The organism is Neisseria sp. P0001.S005 (assembly GCF_051963715.1).
Genome location: NZ_JBQCTZ010000049.1, coordinates 1 through 21,436 on the forward strand (window position 1 = coordinate 1; position 21,436 = coordinate 21,436).

The following is a 21,436-nucleotide window of genomic DNA, read 5'->3' on the forward strand; positions in this document are numbered from 1 at the left end:
GGAGAAAACAGCTGAAAACCCTTGTTTGGATTTCGGCTGTTGGAAGGAAAGGAATTTTGCAAAGGTCTCGGCCTTTTGTTAAAAAATAAAAGAAACGAAAAATCAAAAGGGCAGATTCAAATCCACCCTTTGCTGTTTTTCATCTAATCTTTATTGGATTACGCCGAACGAGCCAGCTCTTCCGCCGCTTTTTGCACCCTATCCGGCGTCAGCTTGTTCAAACAATCCGTATGCCCTAACGGACATTCGCGTTTGAAACAAGGCGAGCAATCCAAATTCAAGCTGACGATTTTTGCCTTTTGGCTGAGAGGCGGCGTATGGTCAGGGCTGGATGAGCCGTAAACCGCAACCAATTTCCGATCAAGCGCGGCCGCAAGGTGCATCAGACCGCTGTCATTGCACACGACCGTATCGGCGCAAGACAACAGATCAATGGCTTCAGGAAGATTGGTTTTGCCGCAAAGATTGGTACACAGGCCGTCTGAAAGTCGGTTGATTTCATCTGCAATATCGAAATCTTTTTGCGAACCAAACAGCCAAACCTGCCAACCTTCAGCCAAATATCGGCGACCGAGTTCGGCAAAATGACGCGCAGGCCAACGCTTGGCCGGGCCATACTCCGCACCGGGACAAAATGCTAAAATCGGCTTATCCGTCGTCAAACCATGTTTTGCCAAAGCGGCTTGACGGCTTTCGGGATCAATCGTGAAACAGGGATTATCGGAATGCCCGTTAAAATCTGCTTGGGTCGGATGCGCCAGCGCAGTATAGCGGTCGACCATCAGAGGCAATGCGGCCTTATCCAATTTGCGGATATCGTTCAGCAAAAAATAGCGCGACTCGCCGACGTAGCCCGTACGCTGTTTAATGCCCGTAGCCAAGGCAATGATGGCGGATTTGAGCGAACCTGGCAAAACAATCACTTGATCATAGCCTTCTTTTCCCAATTCACGCCCGATACGCCAGCGTTTTTTCAATTCCAACGCACCATGTCCAAACGGGTTTTCCATCACACGGTTGATTTCAGGCATGCGCTCAAATACGGCCATCGACCATTTGGGTGCAAAAGCATCAATGGTGCAGCCGGGATGCAGCTCATGCAAACGGCGATAAAGCGGTTGGGTCATGACACAGTCGCCAATCCAGCTTGGGGTAATAATCAGGATTTTTTTGGACATAATGGAATGTGTTTTTAATTTTGGCTTATTGTAATACGATTTTTAAAAGGCCGTCTGAAACTCGGTTTAATCGCTCAGTTCAAAACGTACTAGTTGATACATGTCATTTCAACAGATGCACTCTGGTTTGAGCGCGTGAAGCGTTTGTCTTCCCAATTTATCCGGCAAGTTCTGCAAATACCCAACCTGAAACACCAGACCAAACGGCGGCAAGTAATATTCTCTTCATTTTTAAAACCTTATAAAAACAGAAAGGCCGTCTGAAATATTTTCAGACGACCTTTTTATACTGGTTTAACGATGGTAGTTAGGCGCTTCTTTAGTGATTTGTACGTCGTGAACGTGAGATTCGCTCATACCGGCAGAAGTGATTTCCACAAATTCTGCTTTCTCGTGCATTTCAGCAATATTGGCGCAACCCAAATAACCCATGCTGGAGCGCAGGCCGCCGGTCAGCTGGTGGATGATGTTCACGATCGGACCTTTGTAAGGAACGCGGCCTTCGATGCCTTCAGGAACATATTTGTCTGTACTGTCGGTTTTGTCTTGGAAGTAGCGGTCGGCAGAGCCTTGGCTCATCGCACCCAACGAACCCATGCCGCGGTAAGACTTGTAAGAGCGGCCTTGGTAAAGTTCGATTTCGCCCGGTGCTTCTTCCGTACCGGCAAACATACCGCCGAGCATGACGCTATATGCACCTGCTGCCAGAGCTTTGGCAATATCGCCGGAGAAGCGGATACCGCCGTCGGCAATCAGGGGAACGCCTGTACCTTTCAGGGCTTCGGAAACATTGTGAATCGCAGTCAGTTGAGGCACGCCCACGCCTGCCACGATACGGGTCGTACAAATCGAACCCGGGCCGATACCGACTTTAACAGCATCCGCACCGGCAGCCACCAAATCCAAAGCGGCTTTAGCAGTCGCGATGTTGCCGCCGATGACTTGGATGTGCGGATAGGTTTCTTTTACCCAGCGCACGCGATCGATAACGCCTTGGCTATGACCGTGGGCAGTATCGACCACAATCACGTCCACGCCTGCTTCTACCAATGCTTTGACACGCTCTTCGGTATCGCCACCGGTACCCACCGCGGCACCGACGCGCAGGCGGCCTTCGGCATCTTTGTTGGCATTAGGAAATTCGGTTGTTTTCAGAATATCTTTAACTGTAATCAGACCTTTGAGTTCGTCTTGGTCATTTAACACCAAAACGCGCTCAACTTTGTGCGCATGCATGATTTCGCGGGCTTCATCAATGCTGGTACCTTCAGGAACGGTAACCAAACGGTTGCGGGGGGTCATGATGGCAGAAACCGGCAGATCGACACGGTTTTCAAAACGCAGGTCGCGGTTGGTTACAATACCGACTACTTTGCCGTTTTCTACAACAGGCAGACCGGACATTTTGCGTTTGCGTTGTGCACGCATTTCCAAGACTTCGCGGATCAATGCGGTCGGCGCAACGGTAACAGGATCTTTCACCACGCCGCTCTCATGGCGCTTCACTTTGGAAACGGCACGCGCTTGCAACTCCGGCGTCATGTTTTTATGGATAATGCCGATGCCGCCTTCTTGAGCCATAGAAATGGCCAGACGCGCTTCGGTAACGGTATCCATTGCAGCAGAAAGTAGAGGGAGGTTGAGCGTGATATCGCGGGTGAGTTTGGTTTGAAGTTTGACATCTCGAGGCAGCACGTTTGAGTGCGCTGGAACCAACAAAACGTCGTCGAAAGTATAGGCTTTTTCTACAATACGCATGATGCTCGGTCTTTCAGTTTGTGCAAGATGCACGGCATTATATCACACCGGCTTGACGCTAACATTGGCAATACACGTTTTAACGTTATTTTTTTACATGATTTGATTTGGCGTACAAAAATATGCCAACGCATTGCAGTTTCAAGTAAAATAAGCCGCATGAGAACATCATTTACATAAGGGAAACCCATGAAATCTTCCGTACTCAAAACCTGTCTGATGGCAGCCCTTCTCTCTTCCGCCGCCCTGACCGGCGCGGCCGAGGTTTACACTTGGAAAGGCACATCGGGCAACAGCTATTCCGATACGCCAAACCGTCTGCAACCGAAGCGTTCCGGCGTGGTCAACATCCGCACGCACAACGTCAAACCTGCCGTTGCGCCTGCTGTTGCGGCATCTGAGCCGGTTGCCGAGCAGCCCAACGAACAGGTCGCGGAACAAAACAAACAAATCGAAGAGCGCAATAAAAAAATCGAAGAGCAAAACCGCCAAAATAAGCTAGAAAACTGCAAAATCGCCAAAATCAACCGCCAAGTCGCCGAAAGCGCACGCTTGGCCAATCGCGACAGCCTGATTAAGCAATACCAAAACGACGTCAATAAATACTGCAATTAAGCTCTCAAATAACAATATCAAAAAGGCCGTCTGAAATTTAATTTCAGACGGCCTTCATTTTTCAGCCTATCAATAATACAGTTGAACCAACAACAAACCGAACGCCAAACTAAATGCCATGCTCAATAAACCCGGAATCATGAAGCTGTGGTTGAAGATGAATTTGCCGATTTTGGTCGAGCCGGTTGTATCGAAGTCGATAGCGGCAATAATCGGACCGTAGTTTGGTATAAAGAAATAGCCGTTTACCGCAACAAATGTGCCGATAATGATGGGCGCAGGAATACCCAGTTTGATGGCGATTGGAAATAGCGTTGCCACTGTCGCGCCTTGACTATTGACCAATACCGACAAGACAAACAGGGCAAAGGCAAAGGTCCATGGTGCAGATTCAACCAAATGGCTGACGGTCGATTCCACTTCTGTTAAGTGGCCGCTCATCAAGGTATCGCCCAACCAAGCCACGCCAAATACTGCAATCACGGCACGCATACCGGCATGGAATACCGAACCTCGGGTAATCGCATCGCCATTGGGTTTACACGCCAGAATAATCAGCGCAGAAGCAGATAACATCACGATTTCAATCGTATGCGCCATACCCATAGGCTTGATTGCGCCATCGTGTTCAAAAGCCGGACGCAGCTCAGGCAGCGCACCCATCACGACCACCAGCAATGCCGCAGTCAAGAAAATACCGACCGACAATTTAGCTTTCGGCGAAATGGCGACATCAGTTTGTTGCTCCTCCACATCGATGTATTCTTTCACATAGTTCGGGTCTTTCAGCAAAGCCTGATAATACGGATCGTCTTTCAATTCTTTGCCCAGTTTGTTTACGAACACGCAAGCCAAACCGATACCCAAAATCGTGGACGGAACGGTGACTTTCAACACGTCCGCCATCGTAATGTGCTGCGGCTCAAGCATGGAGACGCAAGCAACAACGGCGGCGGCAATCGGGCTGGCGACAATCGCAAATTGGGAAGCGATAACCGCCATCGTCAACGGACGGGAAGGACGTATGCCATTGCGACGGCTGACTTCGGCAATCACGGGTAAGACCGAGTAAGCCACATGGCCCGTACCTGCCAAGACGGTGAAGGTGTAAGTTACCGCCGGCGCGATAAAGGTGATGTATTTCGGATTGCGGTGCAACACGCGCGTGGCAATCTTAATCATATAGTCCAAACCGCCGCTGGCCTGCATAGCCGCCGCGGCAGACACTACCGCCATAATCATCAGCATCACATCAATCGGCGGGCTGGTCGGCTGAAGATGGAAACCAAAAGACAATACGGCCAAGCCGATACCGCCGAGCACGCCCAAACCAATACCGCCAACCTGCGCACCAATCAGGATACACAGCAGCACAACGGCAAACTGGATAAAAAACATAGTTGACATCACAACTCCCAAAATCCGGCCTTGACCGAAATAAAATTACAAACGGTTGGATTATAGAGTAAACCCTCTTCCCTAACCATACTTTACCTAATTATACATACTGATCTATATCAAATAAATAATATTCTCATTTAACCAATAGATTCATTAAAAGCACAAAAAAGGCCGTCTGAAGATTTTCAGACGGCCTCTATGATTCAGATGAAATGATAAAGCTATTTTCCGGCTGCTTCTTCATCTTTTATAAAATCCGATACGCCATGAACACAGCGGATTTTGCGTTCTGACAAAGTTGCCTCCAACAAGGCATCGTTTTGTGGCAAGGAATCGCGTTCTGCCTCATTGTGCCAGAGGTGGTACGCAATGCCGGCAAATTTCAGATTATGGCGCTTCATCCCGTTATGATAGCAACGGGCGACAAATTCGCTGTCCTCCCTGCCCCAGCCGACAAAGCTATTGTCAAACCCATTGACGGCAAGCGCATCGCTGCGGAAAAAGCCCATATTGCAGGTTTTTATGCCTTTGTGTTTGCGGTTGCCTTTTCGGCCTGCCAATTTGGCCAAACAACGGCAACGTAGGGCGGACAGCCGTTTTTCTATTCCCGAGCTGAACATAGACAAAGCAGGCAAATCGCCTTCGTCCAAAATATCCTGCGTTTTATCCTCAGTCAAAATCACGCGGGAACCCTGTATCAGACGGCCTTTGCGGGCAATCTTCAAATGATCGGCGATAAAAGACGGATCCAAGACCATATCGCCGTCAATCAACACAATATAATCGCTTTTCGCCTGCGCCAACGCACGGTTGCGCGATTCGGCGGCACGAAAGCCCCTATCCGGCTGCCATGAATGCTTAACAGGAATGCTTGTTCTGCGGCGGATAAAGTCAACCACTTCGGCGGTTTCCTGCCTTGAGCCGTCATCCGCGACAATAATCTCATCCGGCAGACGGGTTTGCGATAAAGCCGATTTCAACACCAGCTCCAAAGCATCGGGGCGATTGTAGGTGGTAATGATGAGGGAGACGGTTATCGTGCGGTTGCGCTCATAGAGCTTGACATATTTGTAATACGAACCTTGTGCGTTGGACACCGAAATCGTCAGGCCGTCCGCCCCATAGGCAAAGCCGCGCTTAAGCAGATAGTTCTTCACAAACGATACGCCGCCATGCAGCAAAGCCTTAAACGGCGAACTGTCTTTCTTGAAGCGGTTTTCTTCCGCATACAGCGAACTGTACTGCTGCATTTTTTGAATCAGCCCTTCGGCGTTTTCAAAAGAATAATGTTTCAGACGGCCATCGAGTTGTTTAACCTTGGCTTCCTGCGGCAACACCAAAGACTCATGCACCTGACGGTCGGAAAAACGGGTAAATCTGCGATGATAAAGGCGCGGAATAATATCCGGATACCAACCGCAGCCTTTAATCAGTCTGCCGTGGTAATGGTTCAGACGGGAAAGCGAAAAAATATGTTCCTTCTCATTTTCCAAAACGGCCGCACGAATGGATTCGATTAAAACCTCATCCGCCACTTCATCGCTGTCTATGCTGAAAATCCAATCGTTTTGTGCCAGTCTGGCCGCCAGATTTTTCATCGGGCCAAACCCGATAAAGTCATGCTTGTAATAGCTGACATTGGGAAAGCCCTTGGCAATTTCAAAAGTACGGTCGGTCGAGCCGTTGTCCAACAACAGGACCTCGTCAAAGTCTTTCAGTGCACTCAAAACTTCTGAAAGATAACGTTCTGAATTTTTTACCAACATGGCGGCGGTTGCCGGAATTGTGTGCATCATAAAAAGGCCGTCTGAAAAAGGAAGCTGTATTTTAACCGATATACCGCTACAATATGTCCTCCTTTTTTCAGACGGCCTGACTCATGCAGCTTATTCTTGCCCCCATGCAGGGGCTGGTGGACGATGTGATGCGCGACCTGTTGACGCGTATTGGCGGATTTGACGAATGCGTCAGCGAATTTGTCCGCATTACGCACACGGTCCACTCACGCGCCACTTGGCTTAAATATGTTCCCGAAATCGCCCATGCCAACCGCACGCCGGCCGGCACGCCCTGTACTGTCCAGCTTTTGGGCAGCGATGCGGAAAACATGGCCGTCAACGCTTTGGAAGCCGTGCGTTTCGGTGCGGACAAAATCGACCTTAACTTCGGCTGCCCCGCGCCGACTGTCAACAAACACAAAGGCGGCGCGGTCTTGCTCAAAGAGCCCGACTTGATTTACCACATCGTCCACACCCTGCGCCAACGCCTGCCGCAACACATTCCGCTGACTGCCAAGATGCGGCTTGGTTATGAAGACAAAAGTCTGGCATTGGAATGCGCTTCTGCGATTGAAAACGGCGGCGCATGCGCGTTAACCGTCCATGCACGCACCAAAGTCGAGGGCTACGAACCGCCGGCACATTGGGAGTGGGTACGCAAAATCCGCGATGCGGTCAATATTCCTGTTACCGCCAACGGCGATGTATTCAGCCTTCAAGACTATCTCGACATTAAAACCGTCAGCGGCTGCGACAGCGTGATGCTCGGGCGCGGCGCGGTTATCCGTCCCGACTTGGCGCGGCAAATCAAGCAATATGAAAACGGCGAAACAGTGCAAGACACCGACTTTGCCGAAGTCTCCTCATGGATAGTCCAATTCTTCGACTTATGCCTTGCCAAAGAAGCCAACAACAAATATCCGGTTGCCCGTTTGAAACAATGGCTGGGCATGATGAAAAAAGAGTTTGAACAGGCGCAGGTATTGTTCGACCGCATCCGCGCCGTCAAAGAAGCGGATGAAGTGAAACAGATTCTGCTGTCGTTTGAACAAGAGATGCATTCATGATTCAAAAAGGCCGTCTGAATTTCAGACGGCCTTTGATATGATTACTGACAGATATAATCAGCCAACAGTCTGCCTTTTTCCGCACTGGCTGCATTGGCCATATTCACATGCCTGGTCTCAGGGCCATTCTTGGATTTCAGGGCTTCGCCATATTTTCTGGCAAACTCTTTATTGGCACTGGTCACCCTTGACTCAGTGGAATCCAATATAAACCCGTCTTGCTCATATTTGCCTTGCGCAGTGATAATCAAGATATTTTCAGGCGAAGGATAATCCGGAAAATTAACATAGTTGGTAACCAGCTTGTAGGAAACACCTTTGCCGTGTTTCATATCCTGACAGATGCCGTTAGGCGCGGTAAAGACAGCATGGCCGATCCGGCCGTGGCCGAAATCGTAAAAATCGATTCTCTTAGCGGAAGCCAACAGTTTTCTATCGTTGCCGTCATTGATATTTAATGACTTGCCGTTTACCAGAAACAGGGTTGGCAACAAAGGGTTGCCATGAGAGGCTTCCAAATTATATGCTTCGCCCAACAGCTTGCCCTGACGATACACAGTCAAGACAGGCTTTTTCAAACCATTTTCCGGATTGCCGGTTTTCTTAAAAGAAATCTTCTGAACCACATTGCCAAATTCATAATAAGGCCGCGACTGCACGCCTGTTTTCGTATCCTGCAAGGCGCTCCAGCTACCGTCCGTCGTTTGGGCGCACGCAGTCAGAGCAACAAACAGAATACCCGATAGTAAAACTTTAGAATGTTTCATTCATAAACTCCTTCTCAAGTAAACAAAAGAACGGATGTGTGCCTTTACTACCTAATTTTGTTTCTTTATTAAAATTTTAGAACCATTGCACTAAATTAGCAAGGGATTAAACAACAGGCCGTCTGAACATTCAGACGGCCTTGATTAAGCTCAAATTTTAAGAAGCCAAAACGCGGTGGAACAAAATCTCATTTTCCAAATGGATATGGTCTTTCAAATCATCCACCATCTCTTTAGCCAAAGTGTACAAACGGGTCCAGCTGCCGCAAGCGCCTTCGGGAAGCTCAAAATTGTTGGTCAATTCTTCCAGACGCGCGATGGCTTGGTCGTGTTCTTCATGCTCGTGCATCATCACGCTGATGGGCATTGCCGCGCCGCGACCCACGCCCTGATTAATCATTGGGAACAACATGCGCTCCTCTTTCATCATGTGCATCAACAGCTCGTTTTGCATATAGGCCAACAAATCAGGAACTTCGGCAGGGAAAGTATCAGCATGAACCTGCGCCACTTTTTGCGCCAGCGGAACCAACTCTTCAAACTGGGCGCGGTGGACATTGTGGTAACGCTGCAAAATATGGTCAATGGTGGAATTGAAAGGTGCGGTTTCCCAAAGGGTAAAGTCGGTCATGGCTGTGTTCCTTTAAAGATTGATATTGGATGAATGTTAGACATAAGGATACACGCTGCAAACGGCTTTGTATAGTTTTTTTAGTTGCTTAATTAATTGATAATAAAAGTTATTTTCAAAATTAAAATACCAAACAGGTCGTCTGAAACATAAAGTCAAAGTTTCAGACGGCCTGCCCTTTTCTTAAATAATCCAACGATATAACGCAATCATCACCGGCATGGTTACCACACAAAGCAAGGTCGTCAGTCCATAAATCGCGCTGGCTTTTTGGGCATTTTTGCCGTAAACAACCGCCATTTGGGTAACCGTCGCAGCTGCAGGCGAAGTCGTTGCCAAAAAGCTGATTAAAACAACCGTATCCGCATGCGCATCATGATGGGCAAAACCGCAGACTTTGACGGCAAAAAGCAATAATACCGGAATCAAAATCAGCCTTAAAAAAGCAACAAGATAAAGCCTTGGCGTCCACATAATCGAGCGCAACGGCAGAGAAGCCAAAAGCATGCCCGCCACCAACATGGCAACTGGGCCAATCATACTGCCCACCGTCGCCAAAGTATTATCGACAATATGCGGCAGCTTGATTTGGAAGGTAAACATCAGCAACCCGACTAGCATAGATAAGATGTTGATATTGGTAAGAATGGTTTTCCAAGCCACATTGCCTCGGCCGCAAATCAACAGGCGCAGATGCGTCCAAAATAAAAACGTCTGCACCATGATAAAACCGCTGGTGTAAATCACCCATTCCGCACCAAAGACCGACATTACCAAAGGGATAATCAGGTTGCCCGAATTGCTGTACACCGTCGCCGCGTGTTCGAGCGCATCGAGTTTGAACAAGTGCTTAAACAACCTGCCCAGAACAATCAGTACCACATGGAAAAACACCGCCAGCATGACGGAAAGCTTCAGCCCTTCGATAATCTGCGGCGTATTATCCATCTGAAAAGCGTGAATCATGACGGACGGGCTGATCAGGTAAAGCGCAATGACCGAGAGCGTGTAGCTGTTTTCCGATTTCAACAGCCCGGCCTTCACCAAGGCCGCGCCCATCAAAACAATCAGCGTCAGCTCGGTAATTTTTCCGGCAAGCAGGAAAGAGGTTTCCATAATAAAAAAAGCGGCAAAAACGTTGATTTTACGCTTGTACCGCTTGGCATGCCAAATGCAGACGGCCTGAAGCCTTTTTCCAACAACCCGACATAATTTGCCCTACCGCAAAGCAAATCAATATAAATCTGTCCGTATATCCGCTATAATCAGCCATTTTCTTCAAACAGGAAACATCATGTCCCCCAGCCGTTTCAATCAAACGGGCCCCAAAATCGGCCTGAGCGTACGCCTTGCAGAAACCCAAGCTGAAATCGAAGCCGCCCAAAGATTGCGCTATCAGGTTTTTGCCCAAGAACTGGGGGCGGAAATCGAAAGTGATGACGGCCGCGATGTCGATCCTTATGATGAACATTGCCACCATCTGCTCGCGTTTGACGATGCAACCGGCGAGGTAATCGGCTGCTACCGCCTGATTACTGAAGAAACCGCAAAAAAAGTCGGCGGCTGGTACAGCGAGCATGAATTCGACCTTGAGCCTTTGAAAGACATCCTACCGCAAACCGTCGAACTCGGTCGCGCCTGTACCCACCCGGACTACCGCAACGGTGGCTTGGTCATGCTGTTGTGGACCGGTTTGGTCAAATTCATGAAAGACGAAAACCTGCGCTTTATGATTGGTTGCGGCAGTATCGAAATGCGTGACGGCGGCAACGATGCGGCCGGCCTGTATCATGCTTTGAAAGACAAATACCTTGCTCCGGCACAATGGTGTGTCAAACCGCTCAACCCGCTCAAATGGGACAGCATCACGCCGTCTGAAAATCCGCCTGTACCCGCCCTGATCAAAGGCTATCTCAAAGCAGGCGCGTGGTTCTGCGGCGAGCCTTGCGTCGATGAAGCATTCAACTGCGCGGATGTGCTGATCATGATGGACATCAACCACCTTTCCGACCGCTACTTGCAGCGTTTTGCCCCTAAAACCGATTCATAATAAAAGGCCGTCTGAAACTTCAGACGGCCTACCTAATCTTTATAAAAACACACACAATGACCGCCAAAATCCGTTTTATCTTCCGTCTTTTCTGTATTGCCGGCTGCCTTTTGTACGGCATGGCCGAAATGTTTTTTCTGTTTCCCTTTTACAGCAGCAAACGCAAACTGCGCGCAATCCAATTATGGTCGCTGCGCGTGCTCGCTTCCTGCGGCATGAAACTGCAAACTTTCGGCACGCCGCCGCAAGAAGGCCGCGGCCAGATGCTTATCAGTAACCATATTTCATGGTTGGACATTATGGCGGTCAACGGTGCTTTCCCCGGCCGTTTTGTGGCTAAAGACGATGTGGCCAAATGGCCTGTGGTCGGTTATCTCGCCACACAGGCGCAAACGGTTTATGTCTCGCGCAACCGCGGCATCAAAGGTAATTCTGCCAAAATCGCCGGCGTAACCGAAGCGCTGAAAAACGGCGATACCGTTACCATTTTCCCCGAAGGAACCAGTACCGAAGGCCGTGAAATCCTGCCGTTCAAACCCAGCTTTTTTCAGACGGCCTATGATGCAGGCGTACCGATTATTCCGGCACTCTGCCGCTATCCGAATCCGGACGGCAGCAGCCCCAATCCGCACACTGCCTACTACGGCGACATCAGCCTCTGGCAATCTATCTGCATGGTCATCAGCCAGCCTTCCAGCACCGTCGAGCTGCATTTCCTCGATCCGATTGAAGCAGGAGAAGACCGCTACGCTACTGCGCTTCACGTACACGCCCTCTTGAGCGAAAAGCAAAAACAGTTGGGCTGATCAAACAAAAGGCCGTCTGAATGTTCAGACGGCCTTTTCCATTATCTTATGTCTTAAGATGAATATTGCACCGAATCGCTACCGCTTTTCTTTTGAATAAATTCAATTTTGTAGCCGTCCGGATCTTCAACAAACGCAATCACAGTCGTGCCGTGTTTCATCGGACCGGCTTCGCGTACCACTTTGCCGCCCATTTCTTTGACACGCTCGCACGCCGCATAAGCATCATCGACTTCAATTGCGATATGGCCGTAAGCATCGCCCAAGTCGTAAGACTCGGTATCCCAGTTGTGGGTCAGTTCCAAAACAGTATGGTCCGCTTCATCGCCATAACCGACAAAAGCCAAAGTAAAACGGCCTTCAGGATAATCGCGGCGGCGCAGCAGTTGCATGTTCAATACGTTTTGATAGAACTCCAAAGAGCGTTCGAGATTGCCGACACGCAGCATAGTATGAAGCAAGCGCATGATTTTGTTCCTTTCTGAATTATGTTTGGCCATGGATTATAACACATCGGGCACCATCCTCTTCAGCCTCAAAATACCGACACTGAAACTGCATAAAAATGAAGCACACACCCTGCCGTCATTTGAATTTCATGTATTAACAAGCACACCGACTGACTAAATTGCTATAATCGCCACACTTACAACACAACACTTCAAACCGTCATGAAAACCTTTGTTCTTCCAGATACCCGCCCTTATCCGCAGAGCCCTATCAAAAACTACCTTCTGCTCAATGCCTATCAGCTGGCGCACAACTCCTCCTCCGCATCACGCAAGCTTTCGGCCGGCCAACTGCAAACCGAAATCCGCACCATGCTCAGCCAAAACCATTACATCAACCTTTCATTGGCAATGACCATGGCGCCCGATGTCGGCACTTACACCAGCCTGATTCAAAGCGTGGGCGAAGTCCTGAAAGCAGAAAACGATAACGAAGCCCAATGGTTTGCCCTGCCTGTCGTTTTGGTCGCCGGTTGCAAAAAAGAACAAACCCTGCCACTCACGCTGCCTACCGAAGCCCTCTTCGCCTGCCTGCAAAACTACCCCAACCTGCGCGCCCTCACGCAGAACACTCAATGGCTGCCCTACCTCGTCCAATCAACCGATTTGAGCAGCGTTACCCCGGGCGAATGGTTCCAAGCCAAGCAAAACGATGAAGCGGCAGGCGCATTCCTGCAAAAATTCGAATACAAACCATTGACGCTGCCCGAAGGCCAATCCGTCCATGTTGTTTACGCGCTGGGCTACGGCGATAAAAGCATTCAGACGGCCTTGGGCCTCAACCTGCAACAGGCAGGCCTGCCATTGATGCAGGTTTGGCAAGAGCATCTCGCCCTTGACGGCGTTACCCTCTTTACTAACCCGCTCTCGCCCAATACGCCGCTTGACGCACTGACCGACGGCAGCCACACCCGCCAACGCATGGCCATGGACGTTTTTGCCACCAACGCCATCCGCGCCATCCGTATGCAAAGCCCGCGCGTCGGCGTTGTTGCCGCAGCAAAAGCGGACGGTAAGCTCCAGTTCAGCTTCAACGCGACAGACAGCGCGTTTGAAATTGTTCCGCAGACCTTCACTTGGGAGCTGGCTTCAACCGACAATATTGCCATCGTTCAGCAAAACTTCCTCGACCTGATGGCCGAATGCCGAATCGAGCACCTCTACCTGCTGCACAACCCACTGGGCGAAAACGAGAATATCCCTACTTATGCCCAAGCGTTGAAACTGGAAGGTCATAATCCTTTCTTCAGCAATGTAAACTAAATTGAAAATGCAACACGCCAAGGCCGTCTGAAAACGGTTTAGCGTGTTGCATTGATTTTCAAACCTTACCGCTCATTTTCACGCATATGAAAACCCACAAAATCCTTTTCGTCTGCCTCGGCAACATCTGTCGTTCCCCCATGGCCGAATACGTCCTGCGCCACCGCGCCCGCGAAGCAGGCATGGGCAATGCCGTCATTACAGCCAGCGCAGGCACATCAGGTTGGCACGACGGAGAAGACATGCACGAAGGCACGCGCCGCGTGCTCAAGCAACACGGCATCGACCCGTCAGGCTTTACCAGCAGCAAAATCAAACCCAGCGATGCCGAACATTTCGACTACATCATCGTGATGGACGACAACAACCTCAGAGAAACCGAAAAGCAGCTCGGCTTTCACCCCGGCAAAATCTTCAAACTGACCGACCTTATCCCCGATTCAGGTTACAACCACGTTCCCGATCCTTGGTACACGGGCGACTTTGACGAAACCTACCGTCTGGTCGATGCCGGCAGTTTGGCCTTGTTGGAAAAATTGAAACAGGCTTAAACCGGCTTTAACAAAAAAAGGCCGTCTGAACAGGTATCTGCAAAAGCCATGCTTTCGTGATTACCTGTTCAGACGGTCTTTATCTATGACCTCAATCAACCTACGCGATAAAACGCCAGACTGCCCAATAAATTCGGCAGATGTTTAATCTGTTTATTGCCGGTCATGACAGCACGTTCCAACACGCGGATTTTATTTTTGGCACACAATAAATCGAAGTCTTTGAGGGTACACCAATGGATATTGGGCGTATCGTACCAATGATACGGCATCCGCTCGGAAACCGGCATATGGCCGCCAATGGCGATTTGAAAGCGGTTGCGCCAGTAGCCGAAGTTAGGGAAGCTGACAATAGCCTGCTTGGCCACGCGCATCAGGCAACGCAGGATTTTTTCCGTGTTCTGCATCGCCTGAATGGTTTGGCTCAAGACAATCACATCAAAACTTTGATCGCCAAAAGCCACCAAACCTTCTTCCAAATCGGCTTGAATGACGTTCACGCCGCGGGATATGGCTGCAATCACGCTGTCGGTATCGATTTCAACGCCATAGCCGGTGCAATTTTTATGTTCCACCAACGCGGCCAACAGTTCGCCGTCGCCGCAGCCTAAATCGAGTACGCGGCTGCCTTCGGGTATCCAATCGTAAATGAGTTGCAAATCGTCGCGCAGATTCATTGTTGGCAGTCCTTGTAAACGTTGTTCATATAAGCGGCAACCGCGCGGATATAGGCTTCGTCTTCCATCAAGAAGGCATCGTGGCCGTGATTGGATTTGACTTCAATGTACTGCACGGATTTTTGTGCGGCAATTAATGCCTTGACCAATTCATGCGAACGTTGCGGCGAGAAGCGCCAGTCGGTACTGAAGCTGGCAACAAAAAACTTGGCCTGTACATTCTCCACGGCGCGCGTGAGGTTGTGGCCGTAATCGGCTGCCGGGTCAAAGTAGTCGAGTGCCTTGGTCATCAGCAGATAAGTATTGGCATCGAAACGGCCGACAAACTTGTCGCCTTGATAGCGAAGATAAGATTCCACTTCAAATTCAATGCCGTAGCCGTATTGATAGCCGTCTGATTTTAAATCGCGGCCGAATTTTTTACCCAAGCCGTCTTCGGCAAGATAGGTAATGTGCCCCATCATGCGCGCGATACGCAAACCGCGTGAAGGAACGGTATGATGGCTGCGGTAATTGCCTTCATGGAAATCGGGGTCGGTCAAAATAGCCTGACGGGCAACATCGTTAAACGCGATGTTTTGAGTGGAAAGTTTAGGCGCAGAAGCGATGACGAGCGCGTGGGCAACGCGTTCAGGCAAAGAAATCGTCCATTGCAATGCCTGCATACCGCCCAAGCTGCCGCCGACAATGGCCGCCCATTTTTGAATGCCGAGATAATCGGCAAGCATGGATTGGGACTTTACCCAGTCTTTGACGGTTACTACAGGGAAATCCGCGCCATATTCATGGCCGGTTTCAGGATTTTCTGATAAAGGGCCGGTACTGCCGTCGCAGCCGCCCAAGTTGTTCAAGCCGACAACGAAAAAGCGTTCGGTATCGATGGGTTTGCCGGGGCCGACCATATTGTCCCACCAACCGGCGTATTTATCCTCCGCACTGTGCTTGCCGGCAACGTGATGATTGCCTGACAGGGCGTGGCAGATAAGGACGGCATTACTTTTGTCGGCATTGAGCGTGCCGTAGGTTTCAATCATCAGGTCGAAACGGGGTAAGGTTTTGCCGTTTTCCAGAGCAAGCGGTGTGTCAAACGGGATTTTCTGGGGCGTTACAATGCCCACTGAGGCATTTGTTGTCATTTGTAATTTCCAAGTGAAGCGGCAAAAGGAGTATTATAACGTTTCGTTTTTGTTTTGTGCATGAGGCTTCAGACGGCCTGCCCTGATTAAAGGCAATATTTTTGGGAGAATGTGGAATGATAGGCAGGCTTTTGCGATTTTTTTTCTTTTGCGCCATAGCGGCATTGATTGTGAACCGTTTGTTCAGCCGCAAACAAAAGCGCACCATTCGGGAAATCGCCAAAATCAGCGCGTGGGTATTGCTGGGCGCGGCGGCCGCTACGCTGTTTTGGTATCTGATGATGCTGTTTTTCAAGCATATTCCCAATTCTTATTGAAATAAAATATAAAAGGCCGTCTGAAACCTTAATCCAGCGTTTTCAGACGGCCTTTTGATATTCAAACTTAAAACAATTCTTCCGGAATCTTGCAAACCGGAATCGGATTGACTTTGTGCTGCATGGCTTTGTGCAATCGGGTATAGATTGCCAAAACTTCGCGCTGTCTACCTTCAAAATCTTCAGGCTTGTGGCTGTTGTACACGCTCATAGCCCATTCGAGTTCGGGATAAGATGCGCCCATTTGCTCTTCATCGGTGCGCTCGGTATCCCAAAGTCCGTCCGTCGGTACGGCTTTTTGAATGTCTTCCGATACGTCCAGCTCGGCGGCCAACGCGTACACTTGAGTCTTGGTCAAATCGGCAATCGGGCTGATGTCCACGCCGCCGTCGCCGTATTTGGTGAAGAAACCGACGCCGAAATCTTCAATTTTGTTGCCCGTCCCCGCCACCAGCAAACCATGCAGCTGGCCGTAATAATAAAGCGTCGTCATGCGAAGGCGGCTGCGTGCATTGGCCAGTGCCAGCTGTTTATTGGGAAATTCGGTTTCGCTGACGTCAACGGTATCGGCAAACGTATCGAACGCCGGGGTCAAATCAACGCTTTGCGCTTTTACATTGGGATAACGCTGTTTCAGACGGCCCATGTGTTCTTGAGCGCGGTTGACTTGGTCGGATTTCTGACGAATCGGCATTTCCAACAATAAAACCGACAAACCGGTTTGCGCCGCAAGGGTGGAAACCACGGCAGAATCGATGCCGCCGGATACGCCGACGACAAAACCTTTGGCACGCGCCTGCTCGGCGTAATCTTTGAGCCATTGAACAATATGGCGGATGATGGCTTGGGTTTGCATAGGGATAAATGTTCGCTTCAAATAAAACGAATGATAGCCTGATTTGCACTTGTCTGAAAGACGACAGGGTATAATGATCCTTTTATTTATTGCACGCACACCATGTCCAAACCCATCCTTCTGCGCTGGCTCGTTGTCTGCCTGATTCCGCTCGCCACCCTTTTGTGGTTTGCCCTCAACCCGCCCGAAGACAAAACGCAACACCTCATCAACGGCATCATCCTTGCCTGCGAAGCCACGTTCCTATTCAAATTCGTCCTCTTTGACGTCATCAAATACCACCTAAAACAAGAGCCCGAATTGAAACGGCAAAGCATATGGATGTTTATCCCTATTGTTTTGCTGATTGTTTATTTGTTCCACTATTTCGGCGCATTCTAATGTTTTCAGACGGCCCTGGGCATATTTTTCCATGAACACTCCCCCACCTTATACCTGCTGGATTTTCTGCAACGTCATCGACAACTTCGGCGACATCGGCGTTTCATGGCGACTGGCGCGTAGTTTGCAACATGAGCTCGGCTGGCAAGTGCATTTATGGACAGACGACTTTCCATCCCTTCAAGCACTCTGCCCTGATTTGGCCTCGATTCCCAATATCCATCAAGGCATCGGCATTCACGCTTGGCAAGCCGACCATGCCGAAGATACCGATACAGCCCCTACCCCCGACATCGTCATCGAAACCTTCGCCTGCGAACTGCCCGACAACGTTCAAACCATCATCCGCCGACACCAACCGCTTTGGCTCAACTGGGAATACCTCAGCGCGGAAGACAGCAACGAAAGGCTGCACTTAATGCCCTCGCCCCAAGCTGGCGGCATACAGAAATATTTTTGGTTTATGGGTTTCAGCGAAAAAAGCGGCGGCTTGCTGCGCGAACGCGATTACGCCGAATCTGCCGGATTTGATACGGAAGCCTTACGCCAACAACTCAAACTTCCCGCAAAAAACGCGCCTGAATGGCTGCTTTTCGGCTATCAAAGCGATATTTGGACAAAATGGCTGACCATGTGGCAACAGGCCGGCCAACCCATTACCCTGCTGCTTGCAGGTACACAAATCATCGCCAGTCTGAAAAACAGCGGCCTAGTGCCGCAAAACGCCCTGCTTGAAGACGGCAATATGTATCAGAGCGAACACATTACCCTAATCAAAATCCCTTTTGTCCCTCAACAGGATTTCGACAAACTGCTCAACCTTGCCGACGGCGCCGTCATACGCGGCGAAGACAGCTTTGTTCGCGCCCAGCTTGCCGGAAAGCCTTTCTTTTGGCACATCTATCCGCAAGAAGAAAATATCCATCTCGACAAGCTGCACGCGTTTTGGGACAAGGCGCATCAGGTTTATCCGGATGTTGTTGCCACGGCACACCGTCGCCTTTCCGACGAACTCAACAACGGCGAAGCACTCAGCGACAGCCAACGCCTGCAGGCATGGCAAACCCTGACGGCACATCAAAACGAATGGCGGCAAAGCGCGGCAAAATGGCGGGACGGACTTTTTGCTCAAAAAAGTGCCGTTGAAAAACTTGCCGCCTTTATTTCAAAGCACAAAAAAATACGCTAAAATAGCGCGTTTTATTACAACCGATTTGATTGGAAAACTACAATGAAAACAGCACAAGAACTGCGCGCCGGCAACGTATTCATGGTTGGCAACGACCCTATGGTTGTTCAAAAAACCGAATATATCAAAGGTGGTCGCTCTTCCGCCAAAGTCAGCATGAAACTGAAAAACCTGCTGACCGGTGCCGCTACTGAAACTATTTACAAAGCCGATGACAAATTCGACGTCGTAATCTTGGCCCGCAAAAACTGTACTTACAGCTACTTTGCCGACCCAATGTACGTCTTCATGGACGAAGAATTCAACCAATACGAAATCGAAGCCGACAACATCGGCGACGCGTTGAAATTCATCGTTGACGGTATGGAAGACCAATGCGAAGTTACTTTCTACGAAGGCAACCCAATCTCCGTAGAATTGCCTACCATCATCGTTCGCGAAGTTGAATACACCGAGCCTGCCGTTAAAGGCGATACCTCCGGTAAAGTGATGAAAACCGCGCGTCTGGTCGGCGGCACTGAAATCCAAGTGATGTCTTATATCGAAAACGGTGACAAAATCGAAATCGATACCCGTACCGGCGAATTCCGCAAACGTGCTTAATCAGCCCGTAACACAAAAAGGCCGTCTGAATATTCAGACGGCCTTTTTATCAATCTACCTTATTGTTTCTTCAAGCCCTTGGCTGCAACAGTCGCAATCGTACCGTCAATGCCTTTGCTCTTAATCAGCTCGCCAAATTGGTTGCGGTATACCGTTACCAAGCTGGTACCGTCCACGCGGATATTGTAAATCTTATACGCACCACCGCTTTGGTAAAGCTGGTAGGCTACTTCATACTTGGTGCCTTTTTTGGTCTGAATTTCCGAGAAAACGTCAAACTTATTACCGTTTGCCGTCATCTTCGGCAACAGGCGCACATTCGCATCCGCCGCACCAATCAACGCGGAATGCGAGTACATCGCAATCACCATATCTTTGAATGCACGGATAAAATCGGTTTTCTGTTTGGCAGAAAATTCACGCCATGGCGCACCAACCGCCAAAGCCGAAATACGTTCATAATCCAGATAACGGTTGGCATACTGCTCAACCTGTTTCACACGTTGCGCTTCTGTCAAAGAAGTATTGCGTGCAATTTTCAACACGGCATCAATGTTTTGCTGCATCTGCTTTTGCGCCGGATGCGTTTCCGCCGCCACATAAGGCGCGGCAATCACCATCGGTGCGGCCACAATCAAAGTCTGAAGAAAACGGTTCATGACAATATCCATCCAAAATAAAACCGCATTGTAAAAACAATCTATTCCAAAAAACTTAATTCTTTGTAAAAGCAGTCATTAGCAATGAAAAATCCTGCAATCAAATTTCAGACGGCCTGACAAAAATAAGATAACATGTGAACGCTATTTTAAAAGGAAAAAGCCATGCCTTACGTCAACATCAAAGTAACCGGCGGCAGCGAAGCCCCGAGCGCAGAACAAAAAGCCGAATTAATCCGCGGCGTTACCGAATTACTCTCACGCGTTCTCAACAAAAACCCTGAGACAACCGTCGTCGTCATCGACGAAATCGATATGGATAACTGGGGCATAGGCGGTAAAAGCGTGACGGTTCGCCGTGCCGAAGCGCGCAATAAGTAAGCCTCGGCCGTCTGAAACCCTTTTAATTTACCCACAAAAAGAGTACATTTATCCCATTGTTAACAATTTTACGGAACACACATCATGGAGAAATTTCCCAAATCATCCAAACTGGATCACGTTTGCTACGATATTCGCGGCCCAGTTCACAAAAAAGCCCTGCAACTGGAAGAAGAAGGCAACAAAATCCTCAAGCTCAATATCGGCAATCCGGCTCCGTTCGGCTTTGAAGCGCCCGACGAAATCTTGGTTGACGTCATCCGCAATCTACCGACTTCACAAGGCTATTGCGACTCCAAAGGCCTTTATTCCGCACGCAAAGCCATCGTCCACTACTACCAAACCAAAGGTCTGCTCGACGTTACCGTCAACGACGTTTACATCGGCAACGGCGTCTCCGAGCTGATTACCATGTCCATGCAGGCATTGCTCAACGACGGCGATGAAATCTTGATTCCCGCACCGGACTATCCACTGTGGACCGCCGCCGCAACACTGGCAGGCGGTACCGTCCGCCATTATCTATGCGATGAAGAAAATAACTGGTTCCCCAACCTGGCCGACATGGAAGCAAAAATTACGCCTAAAACTAAAGCCATCGTCGTCATCAACCCCAACAACCCGACAGGCGCGGTGTACAGCAAAGAAATCCTGCTCGAAATCGCCGAATTAGCGCGCAAACACGGCCTGATTATTTTTGCCGACGAAATTTACGACAAAATCCTCTACGACGACGCCGTACACCATCACATTGCCGCCCTCGCCCCCGACTTGCTGACCATTACGTTTAACGGCCTCTCCAAAGCCTACCGCGTGGCCGGTTTCCGCCAAGGCTGGATGGTGCTCAACGGTCCGAAACATCA

Annotated in this window: 24 protein-coding genes; 12 read left to right on the plus strand and 12 right to left on the minus strand. The window is 49.6% G+C overall.

Annotated elements, in window-relative coordinates:
- Window positions 1-158 precede the first annotated feature (158 nt).
- Together waaF and guaB are read right to left on the minus strand one after the other, a co-directional pair.
- The gene (gene waaF, locus ACTHSP_RS08360; RefSeq protein WP_070608220.1) at window positions 159-1,178 is read right to left on the minus strand and encodes a lipopolysaccharide heptosyltransferase II; all 1,020 of its coding nucleotides are present in this window, start codon (window positions 1,176-1,178) and stop codon (window positions 159-161) included.
- A 294-nt stretch (window positions 1,179-1,472) separates the two neighbouring features.
- The gene (guaB, locus tag ACTHSP_RS08365) at window positions 1,473-2,936 is read right to left on the minus strand and encodes an IMP dehydrogenase (protein WP_295710482.1); all 1,464 of its coding nucleotides are present in this window, start codon (window positions 2,934-2,936) and stop codon (window positions 1,473-1,475) included.
- 189 nt (window positions 2,937-3,125) lie between these two features.
- On the opposite strand from guaB, the gene ACTHSP_RS08370 reads away from it, so the two are divergent.
- On the plus strand, window positions 3,126-3,551 hold the full coding sequence (locus tag ACTHSP_RS08370; protein WP_107792093.1) for a DUF4124 domain-containing protein: 426 nt from the start codon (window positions 3,126-3,128) through the stop codon (window positions 3,549-3,551).
- 69 nt (window positions 3,552-3,620) lie between these two features.
- Here the strand turns inward: ACTHSP_RS08370 and ACTHSP_RS08375 are convergent, their stop codons facing one another.
- Together ACTHSP_RS08375 and ACTHSP_RS08380 are read right to left on the minus strand one after the other, a co-directional pair.
- Complete coding sequence (locus tag ACTHSP_RS08375) at window positions 3,621-4,949, minus strand: anaerobic C4-dicarboxylate transporter family protein (protein ID WP_440345957.1); 1,329 nt, start codon at window positions 4,947-4,949, stop codon at window positions 3,621-3,623.
- Between the two features lie 224 nt (window positions 4,950-5,173).
- A complete protein-coding gene (locus ACTHSP_RS08380) occupies window positions 5,174-6,748 on the minus strand; it encodes a glycosyltransferase family 2 protein (RefSeq protein WP_314512515.1) in 1,575 nt (524 codons plus the stop codon).
- Between the two features lie 83 nt (window positions 6,749-6,831).
- On the opposite strand from ACTHSP_RS08380, the gene ACTHSP_RS08385 reads away from it, so the two are divergent.
- Window positions 6,832-7,797, plus strand: a complete 966-nt coding sequence (locus ACTHSP_RS08385) for a tRNA-dihydrouridine synthase (RefSeq protein WP_314512517.1) — start codon at window positions 6,832-6,834, stop codon at window positions 7,795-7,797.
- Window positions 7,798-7,838: 41 nt separating this feature from the next.
- Here ACTHSP_RS08385 and ACTHSP_RS08390 read toward each other — a convergent pair whose 3' ends face one another.
- From ACTHSP_RS08390 to ACTHSP_RS08400, 3 genes are all read right to left on the minus strand, one after another.
- Window positions 7,839-8,564, minus strand: a complete 726-nt coding sequence (locus ACTHSP_RS08390) for a hypothetical protein (RefSeq protein WP_314512519.1) — start codon at window positions 8,562-8,564, stop codon at window positions 7,839-7,841.
- A 157-nt stretch (window positions 8,565-8,721) separates the two neighbouring features.
- Entirely contained in the window at window positions 8,722-9,195 is a 474-nt protein-coding gene (gene dnrN, locus ACTHSP_RS08395; RefSeq protein WP_070460041.1) for an iron-sulfur cluster repair protein DnrN, read from the minus strand.
- Between the two features lie 183 nt (window positions 9,196-9,378).
- Complete coding sequence (locus tag ACTHSP_RS08400) at window positions 9,379-10,311, minus strand: AEC family transporter (RefSeq protein ID WP_440345951.1); 933 nt, start codon at window positions 10,309-10,311, stop codon at window positions 9,379-9,381.
- A 178-nt stretch (window positions 10,312-10,489) separates the two neighbouring features.
- Here ACTHSP_RS08400 and ACTHSP_RS08405 point away from each other — a divergent pair, with 178 nt between their 5' ends.
- Window positions 10,490-11,245 carry a GNAT family N-acetyltransferase gene (locus ACTHSP_RS08405; protein WP_070460034.1) on the plus strand — a complete coding sequence of 252 codons (756 nt, stop codon included), beginning with the start codon at window positions 10,490-10,492 and terminating at the stop codon, window positions 11,243-11,245.
- Between the two features lie 56 nt (window positions 11,246-11,301).
- Window positions 11,302-12,051 (plus strand): lysophospholipid acyltransferase family protein, encoded by a 750-nt coding sequence (locus ACTHSP_RS08410; protein ID WP_440345952.1) that lies wholly within the window; start codon window positions 11,302-11,304, stop codon window positions 12,049-12,051.
- Between the two features lie 53 nt (window positions 12,052-12,104).
- On the opposite strand, the gene gloA is transcribed toward ACTHSP_RS08410, so the two are convergent.
- Window positions 12,105-12,518 (minus strand): lactoylglutathione lyase, encoded by a 414-nt coding sequence (gene gloA, locus ACTHSP_RS08415; RefSeq protein WP_049333394.1) that lies wholly within the window; start codon window positions 12,516-12,518, stop codon window positions 12,105-12,107.
- Window positions 12,519-12,722: 204 nt separating this feature from the next.
- Here gloA and ACTHSP_RS08420 point away from each other — a divergent pair, with 204 nt between their 5' ends.
- Entirely contained in the window at window positions 12,723-13,823 is a 1,101-nt protein-coding gene (locus ACTHSP_RS08420) for a hypothetical protein (protein WP_004519856.1), read from the plus strand.
- 86 nt (window positions 13,824-13,909) lie between these two features.
- On the plus strand, window positions 13,910-14,374 hold the full coding sequence (locus tag ACTHSP_RS08425) for a low molecular weight protein-tyrosine-phosphatase (protein ID WP_049333460.1): 465 nt from the start codon (window positions 13,910-13,912) through the stop codon (window positions 14,372-14,374).
- A 95-nt stretch (window positions 14,375-14,469) separates the two neighbouring features.
- On the opposite strand, the gene metW is transcribed toward ACTHSP_RS08425, so the two are convergent.
- Together metW and metX are read right to left on the minus strand one after the other, a co-directional pair.
- Complete coding sequence (gene metW, locus ACTHSP_RS08430) at window positions 14,470-15,051, minus strand: methionine biosynthesis protein MetW (RefSeq protein ID WP_003684992.1); 582 nt, start codon at window positions 15,049-15,051, stop codon at window positions 14,470-14,472.
- On the minus strand, window positions 15,048-16,187 hold the full coding sequence (metX, locus tag ACTHSP_RS08435) for a homoserine O-succinyltransferase MetX (protein WP_440345953.1): 1,140 nt from the start codon (window positions 16,185-16,187) through the stop codon (window positions 15,048-15,050). Before metX ends, metW begins: the two co-directional genes overlap by 4 nt.
- Before the next feature lie 116 nt (window positions 16,188-16,303).
- Here metX and ACTHSP_RS08440 point away from each other — a divergent pair, with 116 nt between their 5' ends.
- Window positions 16,304-16,504 (plus strand): protein MIGRI, encoded by a 201-nt coding sequence (locus tag ACTHSP_RS08440; protein ID WP_003682450.1) that lies wholly within the window; start codon window positions 16,304-16,306, stop codon window positions 16,502-16,504.
- A gap of 67 nt (window positions 16,505-16,571) precedes the next feature.
- On the opposite strand, the gene nadE is transcribed toward ACTHSP_RS08440, so the two are convergent.
- Window positions 16,572-17,360 carry an NAD(+) synthase gene (gene nadE, locus ACTHSP_RS08445; protein WP_440345954.1) on the minus strand — a complete coding sequence of 263 codons (789 nt, stop codon included), beginning with the start codon at window positions 17,358-17,360 and terminating at the stop codon, window positions 16,572-16,574.
- Window positions 17,361-17,462: 102 nt separating this feature from the next.
- On the opposite strand from nadE, the gene ACTHSP_RS08450 reads away from it, so the two are divergent.
- From ACTHSP_RS08450 to efp, 3 genes are read left to right on the plus strand one after another with little or no spacing between them, the layout of a single operon-like run.
- Window positions 17,463-17,741: a hypothetical protein gene (locus ACTHSP_RS08450; protein ID WP_440345955.1), complete on the plus strand. Its 279-nt coding sequence runs from the start codon at window positions 17,463-17,465 to the stop codon at window positions 17,739-17,741.
- A 31-nt stretch (window positions 17,742-17,772) separates the two neighbouring features.
- Window positions 17,773-18,930: an elongation factor P maturation arginine rhamnosyltransferase EarP gene (gene earP, locus ACTHSP_RS08455; protein WP_314512538.1), complete on the plus strand. Its 1,158-nt coding sequence runs from the start codon at window positions 17,773-17,775 to the stop codon at window positions 18,928-18,930.
- 42 nt (window positions 18,931-18,972) lie between these two features.
- Window positions 18,973-19,533, plus strand: a complete 561-nt coding sequence (gene efp / locus ACTHSP_RS08460) for an elongation factor P (RefSeq protein ID WP_314512540.1) — start codon at window positions 18,973-18,975, stop codon at window positions 19,531-19,533.
- Between the two features lie 59 nt (window positions 19,534-19,592).
- On the opposite strand, the gene ACTHSP_RS08465 is transcribed toward efp, so the two are convergent.
- Entirely contained in the window at window positions 19,593-20,192 is a 600-nt protein-coding gene (locus tag ACTHSP_RS08465) for an MlaC/ttg2D family ABC transporter substrate-binding protein (protein ID WP_039862173.1), read from the minus strand.
- Between the two features lie 165 nt (window positions 20,193-20,357).
- On the opposite strand from ACTHSP_RS08465, the gene ACTHSP_RS08470 reads away from it, so the two are divergent.
- Window positions 20,358-20,573, plus strand: coding sequence for a tautomerase family protein (locus ACTHSP_RS08470; protein ID WP_003682441.1), 216 nt, complete (start codon window positions 20,358-20,360; stop codon window positions 20,571-20,573).
- Between the two features lie 84 nt (window positions 20,574-20,657).
- Window positions 20,658-21,436 (plus strand): aminotransferase class I/II-fold pyridoxal phosphate-dependent enzyme (locus tag ACTHSP_RS08475; RefSeq protein ID WP_440345956.1); only part of this gene is annotated, 779 nt, incomplete at its 3' end.

Coding starts and splice junctions, on each gene's coding strand:
- ACTHSP_RS08400 (WP_440345951.1), bottom strand. CDS start 10,311: ATGGAAACCTCTTTCCTGCTTGCCGGAAAAATTACCGAGCTGACGCTG.
- ACTHSP_RS08425 (WP_049333460.1), top strand. CDS start 13,910: ATGAAAACCCACAAAATCCTTTTCGTCTGCCTCGGCAACATCTGTCGT.
- efp (WP_314512540.1), top strand. CDS start 18,973: ATGAAAACAGCACAAGAACTGCGCGCCGGCAACGTATTCATGGTTGGC.
- ACTHSP_RS08470 (WP_003682441.1), top strand. CDS start 20,358: ATGCCTTACGTCAACATCAAAGTAACCGGCGGCAGCGAAGCCCCGAGC.
- ACTHSP_RS08440 (WP_003682450.1), top strand. CDS start 16,304: ATGATAGGCAGGCTTTTGCGATTTTTTTTCTTTTGCGCCATAGCGGCA.
- ACTHSP_RS08410 (WP_440345952.1), top strand. CDS start 11,302: ATGACCGCCAAAATCCGTTTTATCTTCCGTCTTTTCTGTATTGCCGGC.
- ACTHSP_RS08390 (WP_314512519.1), bottom strand. CDS start 8,564: ATGAAACATTCTAAAGTTTTACTATCGGGTATTCTGTTTGTTGCTCTG.
- guaB (WP_295710482.1), bottom strand. CDS start 2,936: ATGCGTATTGTAGAAAAAGCCTATACTTTCGACGACGTTTTGTTGGTT.
- ACTHSP_RS08420 (WP_004519856.1), top strand. CDS start 12,723: ATGAAAACCTTTGTTCTTCCAGATACCCGCCCTTATCCGCAGAGCCCT.
- ACTHSP_RS08385 (WP_314512517.1), top strand. CDS start 6,832: ATGCAGCTTATTCTTGCCCCCATGCAGGGGCTGGTGGACGATGTGATG.
- ACTHSP_RS08405 (WP_070460034.1), top strand. CDS start 10,490: ATGTCCCCCAGCCGTTTCAATCAAACGGGCCCCAAAATCGGCCTGAGC.
- ACTHSP_RS08375 (WP_440345957.1), bottom strand. CDS start 4,949: ATGTTTTTTATCCAGTTTGCCGTTGTGCTGCTGTGTATCCTGATTGGT.
- earP (WP_314512538.1), top strand. CDS start 17,773: ATGAACACTCCCCCACCTTATACCTGCTGGATTTTCTGCAACGTCATC.
- ACTHSP_RS08380 (WP_314512515.1), bottom strand. CDS start 6,748: ATGATGCACACAATTCCGGCAACCGCCGCCATGTTGGTAAAAAATTCA.
- dnrN (WP_070460041.1), bottom strand. CDS start 9,195: ATGACCGACTTTACCCTTTGGGAAACCGCACCTTTCAATTCCACCATT.
- gloA (WP_049333394.1), bottom strand. CDS start 12,518: ATGCGCTTGCTTCATACTATGCTGCGTGTCGGCAATCTCGAACGCTCT.
- ACTHSP_RS08465 (WP_039862173.1), bottom strand. CDS start 20,192: ATGAACCGTTTTCTTCAGACTTTGATTGTGGCCGCACCGATGGTGATT.
- metX (WP_440345953.1), bottom strand. CDS start 16,187: ATGACAACAAATGCCTCAGTGGGCATTGTAACGCCCCAGAAAATCCCG.
- metW (WP_003684992.1), bottom strand. CDS start 15,051: ATGAATCTGCGCGACGATTTGCAACTCATTTACGATTGGATACCCGAA.
- ACTHSP_RS08450 (WP_440345955.1), top strand. CDS start 17,463: ATGTCCAAACCCATCCTTCTGCGCTGGCTCGTTGTCTGCCTGATTCCG.
- ACTHSP_RS08370 (WP_107792093.1), top strand. CDS start 3,126: ATGAAATCTTCCGTACTCAAAACCTGTCTGATGGCAGCCCTTCTCTCT.
- waaF (WP_070608220.1), bottom strand. CDS start 1,178: ATGTCCAAAAAAATCCTGATTATTACCCCAAGCTGGATTGGCGACTGT.
- nadE (WP_440345954.1), bottom strand. CDS start 17,360: ATGCAAACCCAAGCCATCATCCGCCATATTGTTCAATGGCTCAAAGAT.